Raw genomic sequence first — 19,987 nt, forward strand, 5'->3', positions numbered from 1 at the left:
TAGGCTTAGCTGCGGCTGAACGAACGTTGCGGCACGCGGATCGTCACGCGAAGACCTTCGGGACGCCAGTCTCGCTCCATCTTGCCACCCAGTTGGCGTACGGCGCTCATCTCCATCAACTGCGAGCCGAAACCGGCGGCTGCAGGAGCCGCGCCGATCGTCGGGCCACCCGTCTCGGTCCAGCACAACGTCACCTGGCCATCGCTGGTAGTGCACTCTAGTGTGATGGTGCCACCGTCCTTGGACAGCGCGCCATATTTGGTCGCGTTGGTGGCTAGCTCGTGGAACAGCAAGGCAAGCGGGGTGGCGGAGCGATCGTCGATCGCGACATCGTTACCCGAAACCATGATGCGCGGCGCGTCGGCCGGCTGATAGGCCGCGAACAATTCGCCAAGTAGCCCGTGCAGGCTGCCCTGCGCTGCCGAGGGACGCGATTGCACGCTGTGCGGCCGGACGAAATCATGCGCCCGGCCAAGCGCCATCACACGCTCGCGCAGATCGTCGGAGATGCTACGGAAGCCGGGATTGGCACGCGCCGCAAAGCCGATCAGGCCGGAAATGACGGCGAAGATGTTCTTGATCCGGTGCGACAATTCCTGCGCGATGATCTCGCGTTCCTCGCTTGCTTCCTTTGCTTCATGCACGTCGGTGCAGGTGCCAAACCAGCGCACGATCTCGCCCGCGTCGTTGCGCAACGGCAGCGCGCGGCCGAGCGTCCAGCGATAATCGCCATCATGACGGCGCAGCCGGTACTCGATCTGATAGGGTTCCCCGGTGGCCAGGCTGTGTCGCCACAGCTCGAAAGCGCGTTCCTGATCGTCTGGATGGAACATCCCGTTCCATTCGATTCCGTCGGTCGATCCCTCGGCCATGCCGGTGAATTCGTACCAGCGCGCATTGTAATAATCGTGATAGCCGTCAGGGAGCGTCGACCACACCATCTGCGGCATCGAATCCGCCAGCACGCGAAAGCGATTATGGCTCTCGGTCAGCGCGCGATGGCTCGCATTCTCGCTGTCGCGCCAGGCCGCCGCATCGCGGCTGTCGCGCAGGCGGGCCATCACCTGCTCGGCGAGCGTGGTAAGCCCCTGGCGCTGCAGCGGCGTCAGGTCGGCGCGCGGCTTGGTATCGATCACGCACAGCGAGCCGAGCGGTACGCCGTCATCGGCAACGAGCGGTGCACCGGCGTAGAAGCGGATATGCGGATCGCCGGTGACTAGCGGGTTCTCGGCAAAGCGCGGATCGACGCGGGCGTCGGGCACGACCATGATGTCGTCCTCACGCATCGCAAAGGCGCAGAAGCTGGTCTCGCGCGGCGTGTCGGTTGCGTCTAGCCCGGTGCGCGCGATGAAGGTCTGACGGCGCTCCTCGACTAGGCTGACCAGGGCGATCGGCACTTCGCACAAGGCAGCCGCGAAATCGGTGATCGACTTTAGGTTCGCCGCATCGCGCAGCGATTCGATATCGTGGCTGGCGATGGCGGTGGCGCGCGCCGCCTCGTCGACCTGCCAGCCGATCGTGGCGGGCAGATCGACAGCGGTTACGTCACTGGCGTCGGGGCTGCTCTCGAGCCTCAAAACGGAACGTCGTCGTCGAGATCATCGGCGAAGCTCTGCCGCCCGCCGCCGCCGGATCCCGCTCCTGCGCCGCCACGACCACCGCCATAGCCGCCGGCCGATCCGCCACCGGACCCGCCGCCAAAATCGTTGCCGCCGCCAAAGTCATCGCGCGCACCGCCACCGAAGCCGCCGCCCGACGCGCTGCCGCCACCGCCTGCACCGCCGCCGGGGCCATCGAGCATCGTCAGGACGCTGTTGAAGCCCTGCAGCACGATCTCGGTCGAATATTTATCCTGGCCCTGCGCATCCTGCCATTTGCGGGTCTTGAGCGCGCCCTCGATATACACCTTGCTGCCCTTGCGCAGATAGCGCTCGGCGACATTGGCAAGGCCCTCGTTGAAAATCGCCACCGAATGCCATTCGGTCGCTTCCTTGCGCTCGCCGGTATTCTTGTCCTTCCACGAATCGGACGTGGCGATGCGCAGGTTGACCACCTTGCCGCCGTTCTGGAAGCTCTTGCTTTCCGGATCGCGGCCGAGATTGCCGACGATGATCACCTTGTTGACGCTGCCCGCCATATCTCAATTCCTACGCTTGATCGGCCTTACAGACCGAGTCCCACCGCGGCCCAATAGGTCGCTCCTGCTGCGATGTAGGCGAGGGCGAACAAATAGCCAACCATGAAGGCGGGCCACTTCCATCCATTGGTCTCTCGCCTCGTCACGGCGATGGTCGAGATGCATTGCGGGGCGAAGACGAACCACATCAGGAAGGCAAGCGCGGTCGGCAGGCTCCAGCGCCCACGCAGGTTCTGCGACAATTTGCCCTGGCCGGCTTCGTCGTCGGGATTGTCGATCGCATAGACGGTGGCCATCGCACCGACCGCCGCCTCGCGCGCCGCCATCGCGGGCAGCAGCGAGAGTGCGATATCGTGGTTGAAGCCGATCGGCGCCACGACCACCTCGATGCCGCTGGCGATGCGCCCGGCGATCGAATATTCGCTCTGCCGCACGCCGGCGGGCGCGACCGGGTAGCTCGCTAGCACCCACAGCAACGCAACCGTCACCGCGATCGTCGTGCCGGCGCGCTTGAGGAAGATCAGCGCGCGGCTCCACAGCCCGAGCGCCACGTCGCCCAGCCGGGGCCATTGATATTTGGGCATCTCCATCATGAAGCCCGAGGACGGCCCGGCGGTGACGGTGCGGCGCAGGACGAGTGCTGCGACATAAGCGGAGATGATGCCCAGCACGTAGAGCGCGAACATCACCATTCCCTGCAGCCCGACAAACGGCAGCACCTTCGTATTGGGGATCAGCGCGCCGATCACCAAGGTATAGACCGGCAGGCGCGCCGAACAGGTCATCAGCGGCGCGATCAGGATCGTGGTCAGGCGATCCTTCTCGTCGTCGATCGTGCGCGTGGCCATGATGCCGGGCACCGCGCAGGCGAAGCTGGAGAGCAACGGAATGAACGCGCGGCCTGACAGGCCGACGCCCGCCATCAGCCGGTCCATCATGAAGGCGGCGCGGACCATATAGCCGGTCGCCTCCAGCACCAGGATGAAGGTGAAGAGGATCAAGATCTGCGGCAGGAACACGATCACCGCGCCTACGCCTGCGATCACGCCCTCGGTCAGGAACGAGCGCACGAACCCTGGCGGCAGCGCGGCGGAGACGCCGTTCTCAATCCCGGCGAACAATGTCTCGATCCAGCTGATCGGCGCCTCGGACCAGGCGAACACCGCCTGGAACATCAGGAACAGCAAGGCGAGCAGCAGGATCGGGCCGCTTACCGGGTGCAGCGCCACGGCATCGAACAGGTGCGTCCAGCGCCGGCCACTCGTTTCCGATACCGTGGCGGCGACGGAAATCGCGCGTGCACGACGTTGCAACGTGACGATATCCTCGCCGACATGGCCCTGATTGGCGCGAACGCGCATCGCGCCGCCAGCCGTACCCTCGATCAGGCAGGTCAGCCGTGCCTTCAGCTGTTCCAGCCCGCGCTTGCGTACCGCGACGGTGGGAACCACGGGCACGCCGAGTTCGCGCTCCAGCACGGCGGCGTCGAGCGTCAGCCCGTCCCGCTCGGCGAGATCGACCATGTTGAGCGCGACAATCACTGGCAGGCCGAGCGCGATCAGCTGCAGCGTGAAGCGCAGATGATTGTCGAGATTGGAGGCGTCGACGACGACGACGATCGCATCGGGCAGCCGCTCGCCGACTTGTGCGCCGGTCACCACGTCGCGCGTGACGCGTTCGTCGGGGCTGCTTGGATCGAGGCTGTAGGCGCCGGGCAGGTCGACCAGTTCTATCGGGCGGCCATCGTCCAGTGCGAGACGGCCGGAATGGCGCTCGACCGTCACGCCGGGATAGTTGCCGACCTTCTGCCGTGCCCCGGTCAGGGCGTTGAACAGCGCGCTCTTGCCGGCATTGGGGTTACCGACCAACGCGACCAGCGGCAGGATGCTCATGCTGTAAAGCGGCGTTGGATCAGGCGGGGAGCACGCGCACCGAGGCAGCGACCGCACGGCGCAGCGCGACCGTCATACGCCCGATCCGGCAGGCGATCGGCCCGTTGCCGAATGGCGAACGGTGCAGCACCTCGACATCGACACCTTCGTCGAAGCCCAGTTCACGCAAGCGGCGCGCCTCCGGGAGCGTCAGGCCCGACCAGTCGATCTGTGCGACGCGTGCCTGGTGACGGCGGGGTAGCCTCTCGAGGCTGACGGGACTCGCAATGGCTGCTGCTGCGTTCATTGCGATTGATTATCAATAACTGCGCGGCATTGCCAGTGGCAATTTGCCTGGGCTGCAGATTGCCGGGCCGGCGCCTAATGGAATCAGGCGCTTAGACCGCCGGGTAGCGCAATCGGCCGATGAACCGCGAGAGGCTGGGACGATGCTGTCCGCGGCCGAGCAGCCGCGCCTTGGCCTTTTCGAAGGTCATGATGCCGTCGATGCGGCGCGCCAGGAAGGCACGCGTGTCGGCATAGTCCGCGCTGTCATCATCGAGGAAGACGGTGACGGTGGCGCCGTAGACCCCGGCCAGGATCGTGCGCTTGGTATAATGGTTATAGTCAGTCGCCGTGTCGCCCGCCGCGCGCCACATCACGTCGGCCGCATGCCAGGCAAGGCGCGTGGCGGCGGCCAGGTTCTGCGGCATGGCCAGGATCGCCAGTGCGCGGCGCAGCGCCTCGCGGTCACGTGCCACTGCCTCCAGCCGTGCTTCCACCAGCGCGGCAATCTTCTCGCGGATCTTCATCGATGCCAGCCGTTCGGGGGGCAGTGCGACCAGCATGGCGGCATCGACATAAGCGAACCAGGCGGAGATCATGTCGACCGCGCCGCCGGGAAAAGCGAGCAAGGCGACATCGCGATCGACCCCCACCGCGTCCGCTGCGGCGTCCCGCGCGATATCGCCCCAGCCGTCAAAGGCGGCATTGGCGGCAAGCAATGGGGCGAGACCGGCGCGGATCTCGTCCAATGTGGCATCGGCAGGCAGCGGTTCGATCATGATATGTCCTTCGCCGCCATTCTAGGCCCGGCATCGGCGGGTGCAACCGCAGGCGTGCGCCGGACCAGCACCAGCGCTACCGCCACGAGGCCTGCGCCGATCAAATCGGGGAAGCCCAGCCGTTCGTCATACACGATCCAGCCGATCGCCGCGGCGACCACCGGCTGCGTCAGCAATGCCAGCCCGACGACCAGCGGCGACAAACGCCCCAGCGCGTAGATCATCAGCCCCTGGCCGATCAGCTGGCTGGCCAGTGCCAGGCCGACCAGCGGGGTCCAGTCGTTGGGCATCACCTTTTCACCCAGGGCCAGGGCGAACACCAGCAACGGCACGATCCCGGCAATCGTCGATAGCGCCAGCGCGGGCAGCGGCGCCATCGTGTCGCGCGCCCGCGCCATGCAGATGAAGTACAAGGTGTAGAGAATGCCAGCGAGCAGGCACAGCAGGTCGCCGGCCAGATTACGCGGGTTGAGGCTGTACGACTGGCCCATCAGCAACGCCGCGCCGATCGCCGCCAGCAGCAACGCCACGCCTTGCATGCGACTGGGCCAGGCGCGAGCGATCAGGAAGCCGTAGAGCGGGAAGATCAACGTCGCCGAATTGCCGAACAAGGTCGCATTGGCAAGCGTCGTGCGCAGGATGCCGAGGTGCCAGCTAGCAAGATCCGCCGCAAAGCTCACTCCCGCGACCGCCAGCATCAGCCAAAGCCCGCGACCGAGCCCGGTCGGCCGCCACCCGGTACCGAATGCCGCCGCCAGCAGTACCGGTGCCGCCAGCGTCACGCGCCAGAAGCCTGCGGCGACCGGCCCGGTATCTGCCATGCGCACGAACCATGGGCCGAAAGCCAATGCGACATTGGCGCCGATCAGTGCGGCGAAAGCGAGCCGGTTGGCACCGCTGGTCATCACGCTGGTTTCGGCCACGTTAGTTTTTCTTGGGGGTTGCGGGATGCATGCCGCGCTGTAGCGCCCTATCTTTGCTGCGTCACAGCAAAAGGAAATTTCGTGCCCAGCCTGTTCGATCCCATTCAGCTGGGTGCCATTACCGCCCCCAACCGTATCCTCATGGCGCCGCTGACGCGCGGGCGCGCTGATCGCAATCACGTGCCGACCGAGATCATGGCCGAATATTATACGCAGCGCGCCCGCGCGGGGCTGATCATCAGCGAAGCGACCGGTATCAGCCGTGAAGGTCTCGGTTGGCCGTATGCCCCGGGGCTGTGGAACGACGAGCAGGTCGAGGCGTGGAAGCCGATCACGTCGTCGCTCCATGCCGCAGGCGGGCATATCGTCGCGCAATTGTGGCATATGGGCCGTCAGGTCCACTCCTCGGTGATCGGCGGCCAGCCGGTATCGTCCTCCGCGACCGCCACCGCGGGCCATGCGCACACCTATGACGGCAAGCAGGAATTCGAGACCGCGCGGCCGCTGCAGATCGACGAGATCCCGCGCCTGCTGGAAGATTACGCCACCGCGACCAAAAACGCGCTCGCCGCCGGGTTCGACGGCGTCCAGGTGCATGGCGCGAATGGCTATCTGATCGATCAGTTCCTGCGCGACAACGCCAATTTCCGTGACGACATCTATGGCGGCACGAGCGAGAACCGCGTTCGCCTGATGCGCGAAGTGGTCGAGCGCGTGGCGAGCGTCGCGGGTGCCGACCGCACCTCGATCCGCTTGTCGCCCAATGGCGATTCACAAGGCGTCGACGACAGCAATCCGGGCAGCTTGTTTACGCTGGCGGCCAAGGCACTCGACGAGATCGGCATTGCTTTCCTCGAACTGCGCGAGCCAGGCCCCGAGGGTACGTTCGGCCGCACCGACGTCCCCAAGCTCTCGCCGCAGATCCGCCAGGTGTTCAACGGCCCGCTGGTGCTCAATTCCGACTATATGACGGCCGAAGAGGCGCAGGCTGCAATCGACAGCGGCGTTGCCGATGCGATCGCGTTCGGCCGCCCGTTCATCGCCAACCCGGATCTGCCGGAGCGATTGCGCACCAATGCGCCACTGGCAACGTCGGAGATGAGCACCTGGTATAGCCAGGGACCGAGGGGCTATATCGACTTTCCGGCGCTGGAGACCGCAGCGGCCTGAGCTGATGTGCCGGGACGGGGTTAAGTCCGTCCCGGAGTAGAATCACTTTGACTTGATCTATCACCATCCGTTCGTGTCGAGAGAAGTCGAGACACCTGCGCACGGATGCAGTGTCTCGACTTCGCTCGACACGAACGGTCAGTGGTATTTCGTTACAGTTTAGAAGACCGCGTGATGAAATCGACAAAGGCTCGGAGCGGGGCAGGCAGGTTGCGGCGGCCGGCATAATACAGGAACGGTCCCGAAAAGGGCTGCCACCATTCCTCCAGCACCGGCATCAAAGTGCCGGAATCGAGATGCGGGCGCAGCCATTCCTCGAACAGGCAGATGATGCCCGAGCCCGCGAGCGCCGCATCGACCGCGAGTTCGACCGCCGCGCCGATCTGCACGACCAGCGGTCCTGTCGGATCGACGCGAACGATCTCCCCGTCGCGCTCATATTCCCACGGCTCCATCGTACCGCTCGGCGATCGCCCCCGCAAACAGGCATGATCGAGCAGGTCGCGCGGATGCGCCGGCGTGCCGTGGCGCCCGAGATAGGCAGGGGCCGCCGCCGTGGCGAAGCGCTGCTGGCGCGGGCCGATCGGCACGGCGATCATGTCCTGCTCCAGCCGCTCATCGTAGCGGATGCCGGCGTCGAACCCGCCGCCGAGCACATCGACCAGCCCGCTATCGGCGGTCACTTCCACCCGGATATGGGGATAGGCGGCCAGGAAGGGCGGGATGATCCCTGGCAGGATGAGCCGCGCGGCGCTGACCGGGACGTTCAGCCGCAGCGTGCCTGCCGGCGAGTCGCGGAAGCGGTTCACGCCGTCGAGTGCGGCGTCGATCTCCGCGAGTGCAGGCGATAGCTGCGCGATCAACTGCGCGCCTGCCTCGGTCGGTGCGATGCTGCGCGTGGTGCGGTGAAACAGCCGTACGCCAAGCTTCGCTTCGACGCGGCGTACAGCCTCGCTCAGCCCGGAGGCACTCCCGCCACCGGCACGCGCCGCCTCGCGAAATCCGCCGGCGCGCGCCACGGCGAGGAAGGTACTGAGGTCACCAAGATCGGCCATTGTGCGTGATGTCGCACGGGTCGTGCCGATTGTCCCGGCTAATCACACAGCAGGAGGAGCCTATATCCGTCACGTACAATCAAGGAACGAGACATGACGGATATCGGCAAGGCAGGGACTTATCGGCTCGGCGACGCTCAGGTGAAGCGGATCGGCTATGGCGCGATGCAGTTGGCGGGCCCGGGGGTGTTCGGTCCGCCTAAGGATCGCGACGCAGCGTTGGCCGTGTTGCGTACCGCCGTGGCGGCCGGCGTCGATCATATCGACACCAGCGACTTTTACGGGCCGCACATCACCAACCAGCTGATCCGCGAGGCGCTGTCGCCTTATTCGGACGACCTGACGATCGTCACCAAGATCGGTGCGGTGCGCGGCGCCGATGCCTCATGGAACCCGGCGCTGTCCGCCGAGGAGCTGGCCCAGGCGGTACATGACAATCTGCGCAACCTAGGCGTCGAGGTGCTCGATGTCGTCAATCTGCGGCTGATGTTCGGGGAAGGACACGGCCCCGCCGAAGGTTCGCTCGAGGCACCATTGACTGCGCTCGTCGCGCTTCAGCAGCAGGGTCTGGTGCGCCATATCGGCCTTAGCAACGTGACCGCGGCCCAAGTCGCAGAAGGGCGCAAGATCGCCGAGATCGTCTGCGTGCAGAACCAGTATAACCTCGCGCACCGCGACGATGACGCGCTGATCGACGAGTTGGCGGCGGCAGGGATTGCTTACGTCCCCTTCTTCCCACTCGGGGGATTTTCGCCGCTACAGTCCGGCGCGCTGGATGACGTGGCAGCGGACGTGGGTGCTACGCCGATGCAGGTGGCGCTTGCTTGGCTGCTGCAACGGTCGCCGAACATCCTCGTGATTGCGGGCACATCGTCGGTCGTGCACCTGCGCGAGAACCTGGCCGTTGCGGATCTCGTGCTGCCGGCATCGGCGCTGACCGCGCTGTACGCGATCGGAGTCAGTCCAGCGGCACGAACCTGAGCGGCAGCCCGTCGCGGGGCTTGGGGATCGGCCAGGCCTGCCATTGGTCGCCCGATCCCGCGTCCAGTTCGATCCGGTAGCGGCCGAGCAGATGCGCCATCAGCAGCTTGATCTGCATCGTCGCGAAATGTAGCCCAAGGCACATGTGCGCGCCGCCACCGAACGGCACCCAGGCATATTTATGGCGCGCGCGGACCGCCTCAGGCGCGAAGCGTAGCGGATCGAACGTGTCCGGGTCGGGCCAATGCTCGGGCATGCGGTGGGTGTAGCCGACATTGATGCCGACATTAGTGCCCGCCGGAATGTCATAGCCGCCAAAGCTGAACGGTTTCAGCGCACGGCGCGGGAGCGACGGCACCGGCGGGATCAGCCGCAGCGCTTCCTTGAACGCTTGTTCGGTGAGTACCAGGCGGTCGAGCTGGCTATGCGGGATGCCCGCCACATCGTCGCGGCCCAGCGCCAGGATTTCCGCGCGGATCCGTTCCTGCCACTCGGGGTTGCGCCCGAGCAGCATGACCAGGCTGGTTGCCGATGACGTGATCGTGTCGTGTGCCGCCATCATCAGGAAGTTCATGTGATCGGCGATCGCCGCATCGGACAATGGGCGGCCTTCGTCATCCACCGCACGGCAGAATTGCGAGAAGAAATCCTGGCCTTCGCCGGCACGTCGCTTCGGTATCTCGCGCTCGAACAAGGCGATCAGGTAGGTGCGGGCCTTGACCCCGCGTCGCATCTTGGTGCCGGGCAGCGGCCGGCGGATCGGATCGATCGAGGCCTGTACTTCGTCGACGAACGCCTGGTTGATGCGATCCGCCTCGGGCCCGAGCGGCATGCCGAAGAAGCTGTCGGCAGCGAGATCGAGCGTCAGTGCCTTGATCGCGTCGTAGAAGCGGATCGGGCGTCCGCCCCAGCCGCTGACCTGCCGCGCGATGCCGGCATTCATCTGCTCGGCATAATGCCGCATCGGTTCGGGCTTGAACGCCACCGACAGGACCTTGCGATCGGCGCGGTGATGGTCGAAATCCATCAGCATCAGCCCGCGCGGGAACAGCAGGTTGAGCATCGGGCCCCAGCCTTGTTCCGACGAGAAGATCTTGTCGCGATCGAACAGGACGAGTTCGTTGGCCTCCGGGCCGATCAGCACGATGTTGGGGCCGCCGAACGTGTTGTTGCGATAGACCGGGCCATAGGTCTTCGCCATCCGCCTGCCGAAGGCGACGGGATCCTTCAGCAACCGGAGCGTGTTGCCGACGAAGGGCAGGCCGTTCTCGCCCGGGATCGTATCGAGTACGCCTTTCGCCTGCCGTGGCAGCCAATGTGGATTGGCCTTGAAGCTGTGTGCGAGCGCCACGCTATCTCTCCCGTTACTGACATGAGTATAAATAAGCGCCTGGTCAGGCGCAATTGCGCCGTTCTACGGGTCAGCGCGGGATCGTCTCTCCCAACGTGTCGAGCCACCGGGTAATTGCCGGGCGCGCGGTGGTGTTGGCGCTGCTCAGCGCAAGCCCGATGCCACCGAGCAGGAGCATGGCCGGCACGAACGACACCGCGAAGAGGATCAGCACAAATGCGCAGAGCGCGAGCGCAGCGATCATCCAGTTACCGAGCCGCGCGGCACCGGCATCGCTGAGCGCAATGCTGCGCGGGCCTTTTTCATCTATATGGACGCTGGTGGTCACAACAGGGCGCCCGGAATCCTCACGAGTGCCGCAGGCAAGAGCGACAAGTATGTCGCGAGACCGCACTATGGCGGCATGAGTGCCAGCGGGGACGAGAGATGGGTTGCGCTTCCCGCCCGGCGGCGGTGACGGCGGCAGGCCGGGACGCCCGCCCTCCGCCCACGTGTCGGTCACGACGATCCGCCCCTTACGCTCCACGATCTTGTAGCGCGGGGGCGGGATATCGGTCACCGGGCGAACTTGCCTTGCAGCGCGAGCATAGCGAGCGCCGCTTTGGCTGCCTCGCCGCCTTTGTCCTTCTCGTCCTTCTTGGCGCGGGTCAGCGCCTGGGCCTCGTTCTCGGTGGTGAGGATGCCATTGCCGATCGCGAGGCCATCCATCGACAGCGCCATCAACCCGCGCGCGCTTTCGCCGGCGACGATCTCGAAATGATAGGTCTCGCCGCGAATCACCACGCCAAGCGCGACATAGGCGGCATAGCGCCCGCTATCTGAGGCGAGCGCGATCGCACCGGGCACTTCCAGCGCGCCGGGGACGGTGATCGTCTCGTGCTTATGGCCCGCCGCCTCGATCGCGGCGCGCGCGCCCTCCAGCAGCAGGTCGTTCAGATGGTCGTAGAAGCGTGCCTCGACGATCAGGATATTGGCCAACTCAGTCTCCTCCCGTGCCCGGAATCGGGCGTTCGCCGACGATCGACAGGCCATAGCCTTCCAGCCCGACCAATGTGTGGTGCGTGTTGGTGAGCAGGATCATTTCCTCGACGCCGAGTTCGGCCAGGATCTGCGCGCCGACACCGTAATCGCGTAATTCCTCGACCTCGGGTGCGCCGGCGCCCTTGCCTTCGCCGCGCAGGCGGATGAAGCGCGAGATGCTGTCCTTCATCGGGCGATTGATCACCACGATCACGCCGCTGCCCGCCTCGGCGATCATTTCCATTGAGCGCGACAGCAATCCCGACCGTTCGTTCTGCTCGCCGAACATGTCGACGAAGAAGGAGGCGGTGTGCATGCGCACCAATGTCGGCTTGCTCGGATCGATATGGCCTTTGACCAGGGCGATCGTCTCGTCACCGCTGGCCTTGTTGAAGAAGGTCATCGCGCGCCAGTCGCCGCCCCATTTGCTGTCGAACGTCATCTCCGCGCGCTTTTCGACCAGATGATCGTGGCGGCGGCGATAGGCGATCAGGTCGCGGATCGTGCCGATCTTGAGATTGTGCAGCCGTGCGAAGGCGACCAGATCGTCCATCCGCGCCATCGTGCCGTCGTCACGCATGATCTCGCAGATCACGCCCGAGGCGTTGAGCCCGGCCAGCCGCGCGACATCGACCGCCGCCTCGGTATGCCCGGCGCGCACCAGCACGCCGCCGTCGCGCGCGACCAAGGGGAAGACGTGGCCCGGCGTGACGATATCGTCCTTGCCCTTCGACGCATCGATCGCAACCGAGATGGTGCGCGCGCGGTCGGCAGCGGAAATGCCCGTCGTCACGCCATCGCGCGCCTCGATCGAGGTGGTGAAAGCGGTTTCATGCCGCGTGCCGTTGGCGCGACTCATCAGTTCGAGGCCGAGCGTATCGATCCGTGTCTTGCCGAGCGCCAGGCAGATCAGACCACGGCCATGCGTGGCCATGAAGTTGATCGCATCGGGTGTCGCCATCTGCGCCGGGATGATCAGGTCGCCTTCATTCTCGCGATTCTCGTCATCGACCAGGATGAACATCCGGCCATTGCGCGCCTCGTCGATGATCTCCTCGATCGACACCAAGGCCGGCGTGTCGTCATTGGCGAAGATGAAGGTCTCCAGCTTGCGCAACGTATCGGCGGTCGGATTCCAGTCCGGCTGGTCGAGATCGCGCAGCGTATTGGCATGCAGCCCCGCCGCGCGGGCGAGACCGGAGCGCGACATGCCACCATCGGTGACGAGGTTGCGCAGCTTCTGGATCAGGATCGTACTCATAGCCATCAGGTAATCACACCACAATGTGATCGTCAACGATAGAATTCACATCAGCTTGGAAGGAGGGACTTCATGCGACCGAGATAGCGGGCCAGCACGTCGATCTCGATATTGATGGCATCACCGGCAGCCAAGCCATCGAACGTCGTCACGGCTGCCGTGTGGGGGATGATGTTGACGCCGATCGTCAACAGCCCGCCCGCATCCTCGACATCGTTGACGGTCAGCGACACCCCATCGAGCGTGATCGAACCCTTTTCGGCAACGAACGGTGCGATGTCGGGGCCGGCAACGATGCGGATACGCTTCGATCCGCCCTCATCGGTGATGTCCGCGATCCGGCCGATACCGTCGACATGCCCGGTGACGATATGCCCGCCCAATTCCTCGCCGAGCTTCAGCGCGCGTTCCAGGTTGAGGCGCCGCCCGGCCGTCCATTGACCTTCGGCGGTGCGGCGGATCGTCTCGCCCGACACGTCCACGGCGAACCAATTGCCATCCTCGTCGGTGCCTTTGTCAATCACCGTCAGGCACACGCCCGAACAGGCGATCGACGCGCCCAGATCGATCGTGGCGGGATCGTAGACGGTGTGGATCGTGACGCGCGTATCCTCCACCGTTTCCACGGCGGAGATCGTGCCGATGTCGCTGACGATGCCGGTGAACATGGCGCTAACTCCCGGAGAGACTATGGGCGCGCTCGTAGACGTCGAGCAAGTCGGTGCCAAGTCGGCGAGTGTCGGTCCGCGTCCAACGGGCGTGCGCCTCGGGCAGGTCGGCAAGGCCGATATCCGGCAGCGTGCGCCCGCCACCGATCAGGATCGGCGCGCGATACAGCAGCAACCGGTCGACCAGATCGGCGCGGAGGAACGCGGCCGTGGTCTGGATACCGCCTTCGACCATGAGGTGGTCGACACCCTTCAACGTCGCGATGTCGGCTGGCGCGTCGATGACCGTCCACGCGGAACGCGCGTCGTCACCTCCACAGGAGCGAGGAAGCGTGCTCGACAGCATTACCCGTCGCGGCGATCGATCCTCCAGCCCGGGCAGCCGCACATCAAGCGTCGGCGCATCGGCATCGACCGTGCCGCGTCCAACCAGGATGGCCTCGTGCCGGCTGCGCTCGAGATGCGCATGCGCCCGCGCCTCGGGCTCGGTGATCCACTTGCTGGTGCCATCAGCCATGGCAACCGCGCCGTCGAGCGAGAGCGCAAGCTTCAGCGTGACGAACGGCCGACCCCGCGCCTGGCGCGTCAGGAACCCCGCCATCGCGCGACGCGCCTCGTCCGCCAGCACGCCGCTGGTGACCACGATCCCCGCGGCGCGCACCTTGTCCAGGCCGAGGCCGTTCGTCCTCACGTCGGGATCTCTTAGCGCCACGACGACACACGCGACGCCGGCGGCCACGAGCAGATCGGCACAGGCCGGTCCGCGCGGCGACACATGCGCGCACGGTTCCAGCGTCGTATAGACAGTCGCGCCGCGCGACTCGGCGCCGGCTTGCTCCAACGCCATTGCCTCGGCATGCGGCCGGCCGCCGGGCTGCGTCCAGCCGCGGCCGACGATCCGCTCGCCCTGCGCGATGATGCAGCCGACCGCGGGGTTCGGCGCGGTGCGACCGCGGCCGCGCACGCCGAGTGCCAGCGCCGCCGCCATCATCCGCGCATCGCGAGCGGCGTTCAGATGCCGACTTTCTCGAGCTTGTCGTTCAGCCGTTTGAAATCCTGCTGCAGCTTGCGCCGCGCCGCATCGGCCTCCGCCTTACGCTTGGCCTCGATCGGCCCGTCGATCTTCTGCTGCGCGATGATCTGCGCATCGGTGCGGTCCGCCGGCCACTGTTCGACATAGGTGATCTCGCGGTGATAGACCGGCGCCTGCCGGCTATCGAGCGTGAAGCCGACCAGCATCGCGCCGAACACGACCACGGACAGCACCAGGAAGACCAGCTTGTGCGGCGATTCCTGCGAGAGATACACGCGCAGATCGTTGATCGCGCGCAGGATGTTGAAGTGCCGGAAGAACTGCATGGCACCCAAGATAAGCGCGCAGGGTGGCGTACGCCAGCCCTGCGCGTGTATACCCGGTCAGCTGTTGGCGAGTACGAACGTGACGCTCATCGTGCGCCATGCTTCTTCGGGTATGCCGTCGCGTGTTGCCGGCGTGAACCGCCATTTCTCCAGCGCCTGCCGGCGCGTCGCTTCGTAGAATTGATCGCTCGCTGCGCTGACCAGCTCGACCTGCTTCACCCGGCCATCGATGCCGACCAGCACGCGCACGGTGACCCGCCCCTCGCGCTCGGCACGACGCTCTCCCGGCGGGTAATCCGGCTGCAGCGCACGGGCGAAGCGCGGATCGGGCCGGGCACCGACCAGAACCGGCACATGCGGCGGCACATAGGGCGGCAGCACGGTACCGGTACCGCCGATCACCCCGCCATCGAGCCCGGGAGGGCCTGGATCAATGGTGAAGCCGCTCGTATCGGGCCTCGGGCTGTCGGTCGTGGTTGGTCGCTCCGGCGGCGGCGGTGTCACGGTGCGTTGCTCGGTCTTGAGCCGCGGTTTGAGCTCTGGCTTCTTGTCCGAAATCGGCTGCGGCTTGGGCGGCAGTGGAATGTTGATAGCTTCGAACTTGGAGTCGATATGCGTCAGGATTTCCGGCGATGAAAAGATCAACGCGGCAATGATCGCCCCGTTCAACCCAACCGCGACACCCAGCGCGCCGGGCTTGATCCCCGGCTTCCCGTAACGATCCGCATACATTGGCCGTCTCCTCTATCTCCTCGCGGGTGTGCCGGCCCGGTCTCATGTCGGACTCGACGCCGCGATGATACATCATCACTATCCCGGGGCAAGGGATACTTTGTTACATTCGGGCAAATTAGCGCCATTCATGCTACCTTATGGGTAATCGCACGCTTGCGATTGGTATGCGGCACACGATTGCACGCCTTATAGAACGGGTCGCGTCTGGCACGCCAACGCCGGTGCCCACCCCGGATAGGCGAATTGCGATAACGAACAGCCATGGCTTAGGAACGATCGGACACCTTCTGTTATCACGTGGGCCTAGCATCGGAGCGAGGGAAGAATGGCGAGCAGCACCGACTCCGTGATCGATGTCTATCAGCGTCACGGCGCGGCCTGGGCGAGGCTGCGCGGCGATGGACTGGTCGAAAAAAAGTGGCTCGACCGCTTCTGCGCGCTGGTGCCGACGGGCGCGGCGGTGCTCGATATAGGATGCGGCTCCGGCCTGCCGATCGCACGCGAGCTGATCCTGCGCGGCTATGATGTCACCGGGTTGGACGCGACCCCGACGATGCTGGCGCAGTTCCAGGCCAACTTGCCCAACATCGCAGCCCATCTTGGCGACATGCGGGAACTCGCCCTCGGCCGACGGTTTGCGGGGCTGCTCGCCTGGGACAGCTTCTTTCATCTCTCCCCCAGCGATCAACGGGGCATGTTCCCGCGCTTCCAGGCACATGCCGCCGCTGGGACGGCATTGATGTTCACCAGTGGAGACGTCGAGGGCGTCGCTATGGGTGAGTTGGAGGGCGATCCTCTCTATCATGGTAGCCTGGATGCCGAGGAGTATCGCAGCTTGCTCGACGAGGCGGGCTTTGCCGTCATTGCGCATGCCGAGAAGGATCCGACCTGCGGTTTCCGTACGATCTGGCTGGCCCGACAACGCGGTTGAGCGACGCGGCAGCTCGGTGGGTTTAGCTCCCCAGCCGTGCCACTGCGCGGTCTTGGCCGATAAGCGGCAGCAACGCTGCCATGTCCGGCCCGTGATCGCGCCCGGTCAAGGCGCGACGCAGCGGGAGGAACAGTGCCTTGCCGCTCCGGCCGGTGGAGGCCTTCAACGTGCCGGTCAGCGCGTGCCAGGGATCGGCCGACCAATCGATCGTGCCCGCGACTCGCACCGCTTCGGCCAGGAAGTCGCGATCGGCGTCGTCGATGTCGCCCGGCACCTCACCGTCGATCACCGCCCACCAATCGGCCGCCTCGGCGACCGTCTTCAGATTGGGACGGACCGCCAGCCATTCCGTCTCGCCCATGCCGGCGGGCAGGCGCGGCGCCACAATATCATAGTTCATCGCATGGACGATCTTGGCGTTGAGCCCCGCCAGTTCCGCATCATCGAATCGCGCCGGCGCCCGGCCGAATCGCGCAAAGTCGAACGTCTCGATCAGGCGCTCGGGGTCGGCGATCGGCTCGACCGGATCGCTGGTGCCGATCCGCGCCAGCAATGCGCGCACCGCCTCGGGCTCGATCCCGATCTCGCGAAACGCATCGACACCCAGTGACCCCAGCCGCTTGGAGAGCTTGCCCTCGCTTCCCACCAACAGCGCCTCGTGCGCGAATGCGGGCGGGGCGGCTCCCATCGCATCGAACATCTGCAATTGCAGCGCAGTGTTGGACACATGGTCCTCGCCACGCACGACATGGCTGACGCCCATCTCGGCATCGTCGATCGCCGAGGGGAGCATGTACAGCCACGAGCCGTCGGCGCGGCGGATCACCGGATCGCTCATCGTCGCGGCATCGAACTTCTGATGGCCGCGGATCAGATCGTCCCATTCGATCGGCGTGTCGTGATCCAGCTGGAAGCGCCAATGCGGCCGTACGCCTTCTGACTCCAGACGGGCGCGATCGTCGTCGCTCAGCGCCAATGCGGCGCGGTCATAGACCGGGGGCAGGCCGCGTCCGGCGGCGATCTTGCGCTTCAGGTCCAGCTCCTGCGCCGTCTCGTACGCCGGATAGGCCCGGCCCGCGGCATGCAACGCAGCAAGACGCGCTTCGTAGCGATGGAACCGTGCGGACTGGCGTTCCTCGCCGTCGGGAACGAGGCCGAGCCAGGCAAGATCGGCGCGAATAGCATCGACATACCGTTCTTCGCTACGCTCGGCGTCGGTATCGTCGATCCGTAGCCAGAACTGCCCGCCATTCTTGTGCGCCCACATCCAGTTGTGCAGCGCCGTGCGGATATTGCCGACATGCAGGCGCCCGGTAGGCGAGGGAGCGAAGCGGGTGATGATGGTCATGCGAAATCAATCTCTTATAGTCGTACCGCAGCCGTCACTTCGCACCGTTCGATGCAACACCTCAGCCGTTGGCCAACCTCTTCGGTATAGACGCAATGCGCCCAACGCTCGTTCGGTGTTCCTATGAACTGGGCGCCCAGCGAACATTCAAGTCGCGGTGACGATAGCGCATGATCACGCGCCAATCATCCTCTGTTCGCACCTCGCGTTGCCACCGCGCGGCGAGGGATAGCTTCCGACCACCGATCTCGATGACGACCCGCCCACATCGAACATTGAGCAGGGTAACTCGCGCAGGTCTTAAAGACACGACGGGGCGGCGCGACCTAGCCGCACCGCCCCATGATGGTCGCCCGTCAGTGCCGCCGCGGGATCACACCGCACCACCAGCCCTTTGCGAGCGTCAGAGCTTCTCGGTCAGCTCAGGCACGATCTTGAAGAGATCCCCGACCAAGCCGATGTCCGCGACCTGGAAGATCGGCGCATCTTCGTCCTTGTTGATCGCGATGATCACCTTGGAATCCTTCATCCCCGCAAGGTGTTGGATCGCGCCCGAAATGCCCACCGCGACATAGACTTGCGGCGCGACGATCTTGCCGGTCTGCCCGACCTGATAGTCGTTCGGGGCATAGCCCGCATCCACCGCCGCACGGCTCGCGCCGACGCCAGCACCCAGCTTGTCGGCAAGCGGATCGATCAGCGCATGGAACTGCTCGCCCGAACCCAGTGCACGGCCACCCGAAACGATGATCGTCGCGCTGGTCAGTTCCGGCCGCTCGTTGGCGGCGATCTCGCTGCCGACATAGCTCGACAGGCCAGTGTCGCCGGTGGTGGCGACCTGCTCGATCGTGCCCGAACCACCTGTTGCTTCGGCCTTGTCAAAGGCGGTACCACGCACGGTGATGACCTTCTTGGCGTCCTTGGTTTGCACGGTGGCGATCGCATTGCCGGCATAGATCGGACGGGTGAACGTATCCTCCGACTCGACCGACAGGATGTCGCTGATCTGCATCACGTCGAGCAAGGCGGCGACTCGCGGCGCGATGTTCTTGCCGTTGGTGGTGGAGGGAAACAGCACGGCATCGTGCGTCGCCATCAGCTGCACGATGAGCGGTGCGACGTTCTCGGCCAGCGCATGCGCATAAGCGGCATCGTCGGCGACATGGACCTTGCCCACGCCGGCGATCTTCGTCGCGGCCTCGGCCACGGCACCCACGCCTTGCCCGATGACGAGCAGATGAACCTCACCGAGCTTCGATGCTGCCGTTACGGCAGCGAGCGTCGCGTCCTTGACCGCAGCATTGTCGTGTTCGACCCAGACGAGCGTCTTCATTTCGCAATCCCCATCGCGTGGAGCTTCATCACCAGTTCGTCGACATCGGCGACCTTGATGCCGGCCGTGCGCTTGCCCGGCTCGACCACCTTCAGCGTGGTGAGGCGCGGCGCCACGTCGACGCCGTAATCGGCGGCCGTCTTCTGCGCCATCGGCTTTGACTTCGCCTTCATGATGTTGGGCAGCGAAGCGTAGCGCGGTTCGTTGAGCCGCAGATCGGTGGTGATGATCGCCGGCAGCTTGAGCGTTTCCGTCTCCGAGCCGCCATCCACTTCGCGCGTCACGGTGACGCTGTCGGCGGCGAGCTCGACCTTGGAGGCGAAGGTCGCCTGTCCCACGCCAAGCAGCCCCGCCAGCATCTGGCCAGTCTGGTTGTTGTCGTCGTCGATCGCCTGCTTGCCGAGGATTACCAGATCGGGCTTTTCCTCATCGACGATCGCCTTCAGCAGCTTGGCGACGCCCAGCGGCTCGATGCGCTCTTCGGTCACGATCAGGATCGCGCGGTCCGCGCCCATGGCAAGCGCCGTGCGCAGCGTTTCCTGCGACTTCTGCTCGCCGATCGAGACGACGACGATTTCGGTGACACCCTTGTCCTTCAGGCGGATCGCCTCTTCGACCGCGATCTCGTCGAACGGGTTCATGCTCATCTTGACGTTCGCCAGATCGACGCCCGTGCCGTCCGCCTTCACGCGGGGCTTCACATTATAGTCAAGCACGCGCTTGACGGGAACAACCACCTTCATCGCAATCCTTCCAAGGTTCTTCTCACAACCGCCGCGC

General features: G+C 65.2%; 21 protein-coding genes. 3 read left to right on the plus strand and 18 right to left on the minus strand.

The annotated features are described in order from the left end of the window. Nucleotides 1-5 precede the first annotated feature (5 nt). The 6 genes from NV382_RS13485 to NV382_RS13510 form a co-directional block, all read right to left on the minus strand. Nucleotides 6-1,529 (minus strand): sensor histidine kinase, encoded by a 1,524-nt coding sequence (locus NV382_RS13485; protein WP_260600414.1) that lies wholly within the window; start codon nucleotides 1,527-1,529, stop codon nucleotides 6-8. Between the two features lie 44 nt (nucleotides 1,530-1,573). After that, nucleotides 1,574-2,137: a single-stranded DNA-binding protein gene (ssb, locus tag NV382_RS13490; RefSeq protein WP_260597248.1), complete on the minus strand. Its 564-nt coding sequence runs from the start codon at nucleotides 2,135-2,137 to the stop codon at nucleotides 1,574-1,576. 26 nt (nucleotides 2,138-2,163) lie between these two features. Continuing rightward, nucleotides 2,164-4,029, minus strand: a complete 1,866-nt coding sequence (gene feoB, locus NV382_RS13495) for a ferrous iron transporter B (protein ID WP_260597249.1) — start codon at nucleotides 4,027-4,029, stop codon at nucleotides 2,164-2,166. Nucleotides 4,030-4,048: 19 nt separating this feature from the next. Beyond that, on the minus strand, nucleotides 4,049-4,315 hold the full coding sequence (locus NV382_RS13500; RefSeq protein ID WP_260597250.1) for a FeoA family protein: 267 nt from the start codon (nucleotides 4,313-4,315) through the stop codon (nucleotides 4,049-4,051). Between the two features lie 91 nt (nucleotides 4,316-4,406). Beyond that, a complete protein-coding gene (locus NV382_RS13505; RefSeq protein WP_260597251.1) occupies nucleotides 4,407-5,072 on the minus strand; it encodes a COQ9 family protein in 666 nt (221 codons plus the stop codon). After that, nucleotides 5,069-5,977 carry a DMT family transporter gene (locus tag NV382_RS13510; RefSeq protein ID WP_260600415.1) on the minus strand — a complete coding sequence of 303 codons (909 nt, stop codon included), beginning with the start codon at nucleotides 5,975-5,977 and terminating at the stop codon, nucleotides 5,069-5,071. The genes NV382_RS13505 and NV382_RS13510 overlap by 4 nt, the downstream gene beginning before the upstream one ends. A 99-nt stretch (nucleotides 5,978-6,076) precedes the next feature. On the opposite strand from NV382_RS13510, the gene NV382_RS13515 reads away from it, so the two are divergent. Continuing rightward, nucleotides 6,077-7,165, plus strand: coding sequence for an alkene reductase (locus NV382_RS13515; RefSeq protein ID WP_260597252.1), 1,089 nt, complete (start codon nucleotides 6,077-6,079; stop codon nucleotides 7,163-7,165). A gap of 152 nt (nucleotides 7,166-7,317) precedes the next feature. Here the strand turns inward: NV382_RS13515 and NV382_RS13520 are convergent, their stop codons facing one another. Then, nucleotides 7,318-8,220 (minus strand): LysR family transcriptional regulator, encoded by a 903-nt coding sequence (locus NV382_RS13520; RefSeq protein ID WP_260597253.1) that lies wholly within the window; start codon nucleotides 8,218-8,220, stop codon nucleotides 7,318-7,320. 93 nt (nucleotides 8,221-8,313) lie between these two features. Between NV382_RS13520 and NV382_RS13525 the strand changes: the two genes are divergently transcribed. Continuing rightward, nucleotides 8,314-9,201, plus strand: a complete 888-nt coding sequence (locus NV382_RS13525) for an aldo/keto reductase family oxidoreductase (protein ID WP_260597254.1) — start codon at nucleotides 8,314-8,316, stop codon at nucleotides 9,199-9,201. On the opposite strand, the gene NV382_RS13530 is transcribed toward NV382_RS13525, so the two are convergent. The 8 genes from NV382_RS13530 to NV382_RS13565 all read right to left on the minus strand — a co-directional run bounded on the left by NV382_RS13530 (nucleotide 9,179) and on the right by NV382_RS13565 (nucleotide 15,592). After that, complete coding sequence (locus NV382_RS13530; RefSeq protein ID WP_260597255.1) at nucleotides 9,179-10,552, minus strand: cytochrome P450; 1,374 nt, start codon at nucleotides 10,550-10,552, stop codon at nucleotides 9,179-9,181. The genes NV382_RS13525 and NV382_RS13530 overlap by 23 nt on opposite strands. A 70-nt stretch (nucleotides 10,553-10,622) precedes the next feature. Then, a complete protein-coding gene (locus tag NV382_RS13535) occupies nucleotides 10,623-11,111 on the minus strand; it encodes a hypothetical protein (RefSeq protein ID WP_260597256.1) in 489 nt (162 codons plus the stop codon). Continuing rightward, nucleotides 11,108-11,530 carry a 6,7-dimethyl-8-ribityllumazine synthase gene (gene ribH, locus NV382_RS13540; RefSeq protein WP_260597257.1) on the minus strand — a complete coding sequence of 141 codons (423 nt, stop codon included), beginning with the start codon at nucleotides 11,528-11,530 and terminating at the stop codon, nucleotides 11,108-11,110. The genes NV382_RS13535 and ribH overlap by 4 nt, the downstream gene beginning before the upstream one ends. A 1-nt stretch (nucleotide 11,531) precedes the next feature. Further along, a complete protein-coding gene (gene ribB / locus NV382_RS13545) occupies nucleotides 11,532-12,833 on the minus strand; it encodes a 3,4-dihydroxy-2-butanone-4-phosphate synthase (RefSeq protein ID WP_260600416.1) in 1,302 nt (433 codons plus the stop codon). Between the two features lie 50 nt (nucleotides 12,834-12,883). Beyond that, the gene (locus NV382_RS13550) at nucleotides 12,884-13,501 is read right to left on the minus strand and encodes a riboflavin synthase (RefSeq protein WP_260597258.1); all 618 of its coding nucleotides are present in this window, start codon (nucleotides 13,499-13,501) and stop codon (nucleotides 12,884-12,886) included. A 4-nt stretch (nucleotides 13,502-13,505) separates the two neighbouring features. Beyond that, complete coding sequence (ribD, locus tag NV382_RS13555; RefSeq protein ID WP_260597259.1) at nucleotides 13,506-14,489, minus strand: bifunctional diaminohydroxyphosphoribosylaminopyrimidine deaminase/5-amino-6-(5-phosphoribosylamino)uracil reductase RibD; 984 nt, start codon at nucleotides 14,487-14,489, stop codon at nucleotides 13,506-13,508. 23 nt (nucleotides 14,490-14,512) lie between these two features. Next, complete coding sequence (locus NV382_RS13560) at nucleotides 14,513-14,869, minus strand: hypothetical protein (RefSeq protein WP_260597260.1); 357 nt, start codon at nucleotides 14,867-14,869, stop codon at nucleotides 14,513-14,515. Between the two features lie 48 nt (nucleotides 14,870-14,917). Next, complete coding sequence (locus NV382_RS13565; RefSeq protein WP_260597261.1) at nucleotides 14,918-15,592, minus strand: energy transducer TonB; 675 nt, start codon at nucleotides 15,590-15,592, stop codon at nucleotides 14,918-14,920. A gap of 328 nt (nucleotides 15,593-15,920) precedes the next feature. On the opposite strand from NV382_RS13565, the gene NV382_RS13570 reads away from it, so the two are divergent. Then, nucleotides 15,921-16,526, plus strand: a complete 606-nt coding sequence (locus NV382_RS13570; protein ID WP_260597262.1) for a class I SAM-dependent methyltransferase — start codon at nucleotides 15,921-15,923, stop codon at nucleotides 16,524-16,526. Between the two features lie 22 nt (nucleotides 16,527-16,548). Here NV382_RS13570 and NV382_RS13575 read toward each other — a convergent pair whose 3' ends face one another. From NV382_RS13575 to NV382_RS13585, 3 genes are all read right to left on the minus strand, one after another. Further along, a complete protein-coding gene (locus NV382_RS13575) occupies nucleotides 16,549-17,874 on the minus strand; it encodes a glutamate--tRNA ligase (RefSeq protein WP_260597263.1) in 1,326 nt (441 codons plus the stop codon). A gap of 403 nt (nucleotides 17,875-18,277) precedes the next feature. Further along, a complete protein-coding gene (locus NV382_RS13580) occupies nucleotides 18,278-19,207 on the minus strand; it encodes an electron transfer flavoprotein subunit alpha/FixB family protein (RefSeq protein WP_260597264.1) in 930 nt (309 codons plus the stop codon). Then, complete coding sequence (locus NV382_RS13585) at nucleotides 19,204-19,950, minus strand: electron transfer flavoprotein subunit beta/FixA family protein (protein WP_260597265.1); 747 nt, start codon at nucleotides 19,948-19,950, stop codon at nucleotides 19,204-19,206. Before NV382_RS13585 ends, NV382_RS13580 begins: the two co-directional genes overlap by 4 nt. Nucleotides 19,951-19,987 lie beyond the last annotated feature (37 nt).

This window comes from Sphingomonas endolithica, assembly GCF_025231525.1.
GTDB classification, from domain to species: Bacteria; Pseudomonadota; Alphaproteobacteria; order Sphingomonadales; family Sphingomonadaceae; genus Sphingomonas; species Sphingomonas endolithica.

Excerpts from the sequence above, each read along its gene's own strand:
- NV382_RS13550 (WP_260597258.1), bottom strand. The coding sequence starts at position 13,501 with ATGTTCACCGGCATCGTCAGCGACATCGGCACGATCTCCGCCGTGGAA.
- NV382_RS13580 (WP_260597264.1), bottom strand. The coding sequence starts at position 19,207 with ATGAAGACGCTCGTCTGGGTCGAACACGACAATGCTGCGGTCAAGGAC.
- NV382_RS13500 (WP_260597250.1), bottom strand. The coding sequence starts at position 4,315 with ATGAACGCAGCAGCAGCCATTGCGAGTCCCGTCAGCCTCGAGAGGCTA.
- NV382_RS13510 (WP_260600415.1), bottom strand. The coding sequence starts at position 5,977 with ATGACCAGCGGTGCCAACCGGCTCGCTTTCGCCGCACTGATCGGCGCC.
- NV382_RS13565 (WP_260597261.1), bottom strand. The coding sequence starts at position 15,592 with ATGTATGCGGATCGTTACGGGAAGCCGGGGATCAAGCCCGGCGCGCTG.
- ssb (WP_260597248.1), bottom strand. The coding sequence starts at position 2,137 with ATGGCGGGCAGCGTCAACAAGGTGATCATCGTCGGCAATCTCGGCCGC.
- NV382_RS13570 (WP_260597262.1), top strand. The coding sequence starts at position 15,921 with ATGGCGAGCAGCACCGACTCCGTGATCGATGTCTATCAGCGTCACGGC.
- NV382_RS13505 (WP_260597251.1), bottom strand. The coding sequence starts at position 5,072 with ATGATCGAACCGCTGCCTGCCGATGCCACATTGGACGAGATCCGCGCC.
- NV382_RS13585 (WP_260597265.1), bottom strand. The coding sequence starts at position 19,950 with ATGAAGGTGGTTGTTCCCGTCAAGCGCGTGCTTGACTATAATGTGAAG.
- ribB (WP_260600416.1), bottom strand. The coding sequence starts at position 12,833 with ATGAGTACGATCCTGATCCAGAAGCTGCGCAACCTCGTCACCGATGGT.
- NV382_RS13525 (WP_260597254.1), top strand. The coding sequence starts at position 8,314 with ATGACGGATATCGGCAAGGCAGGGACTTATCGGCTCGGCGACGCTCAG.
- ribD (WP_260597259.1), bottom strand. The coding sequence starts at position 14,489 with ATGGCGGCGGCGCTGGCACTCGGCGTGCGCGGCCGCGGTCGCACCGCG.
- NV382_RS13520 (WP_260597253.1), bottom strand. The coding sequence starts at position 8,220 with ATGGCCGATCTTGGTGACCTCAGTACCTTCCTCGCCGTGGCGCGCGCC.
- NV382_RS13575 (WP_260597263.1), bottom strand. The coding sequence starts at position 17,874 with ATGACCATCATCACCCGCTTCGCTCCCTCGCCTACCGGGCGCCTGCAT.
- feoB (WP_260597249.1), bottom strand. The coding sequence starts at position 4,029 with ATGAGCATCCTGCCGCTGGTCGCGTTGGTCGGTAACCCCAATGCCGGC.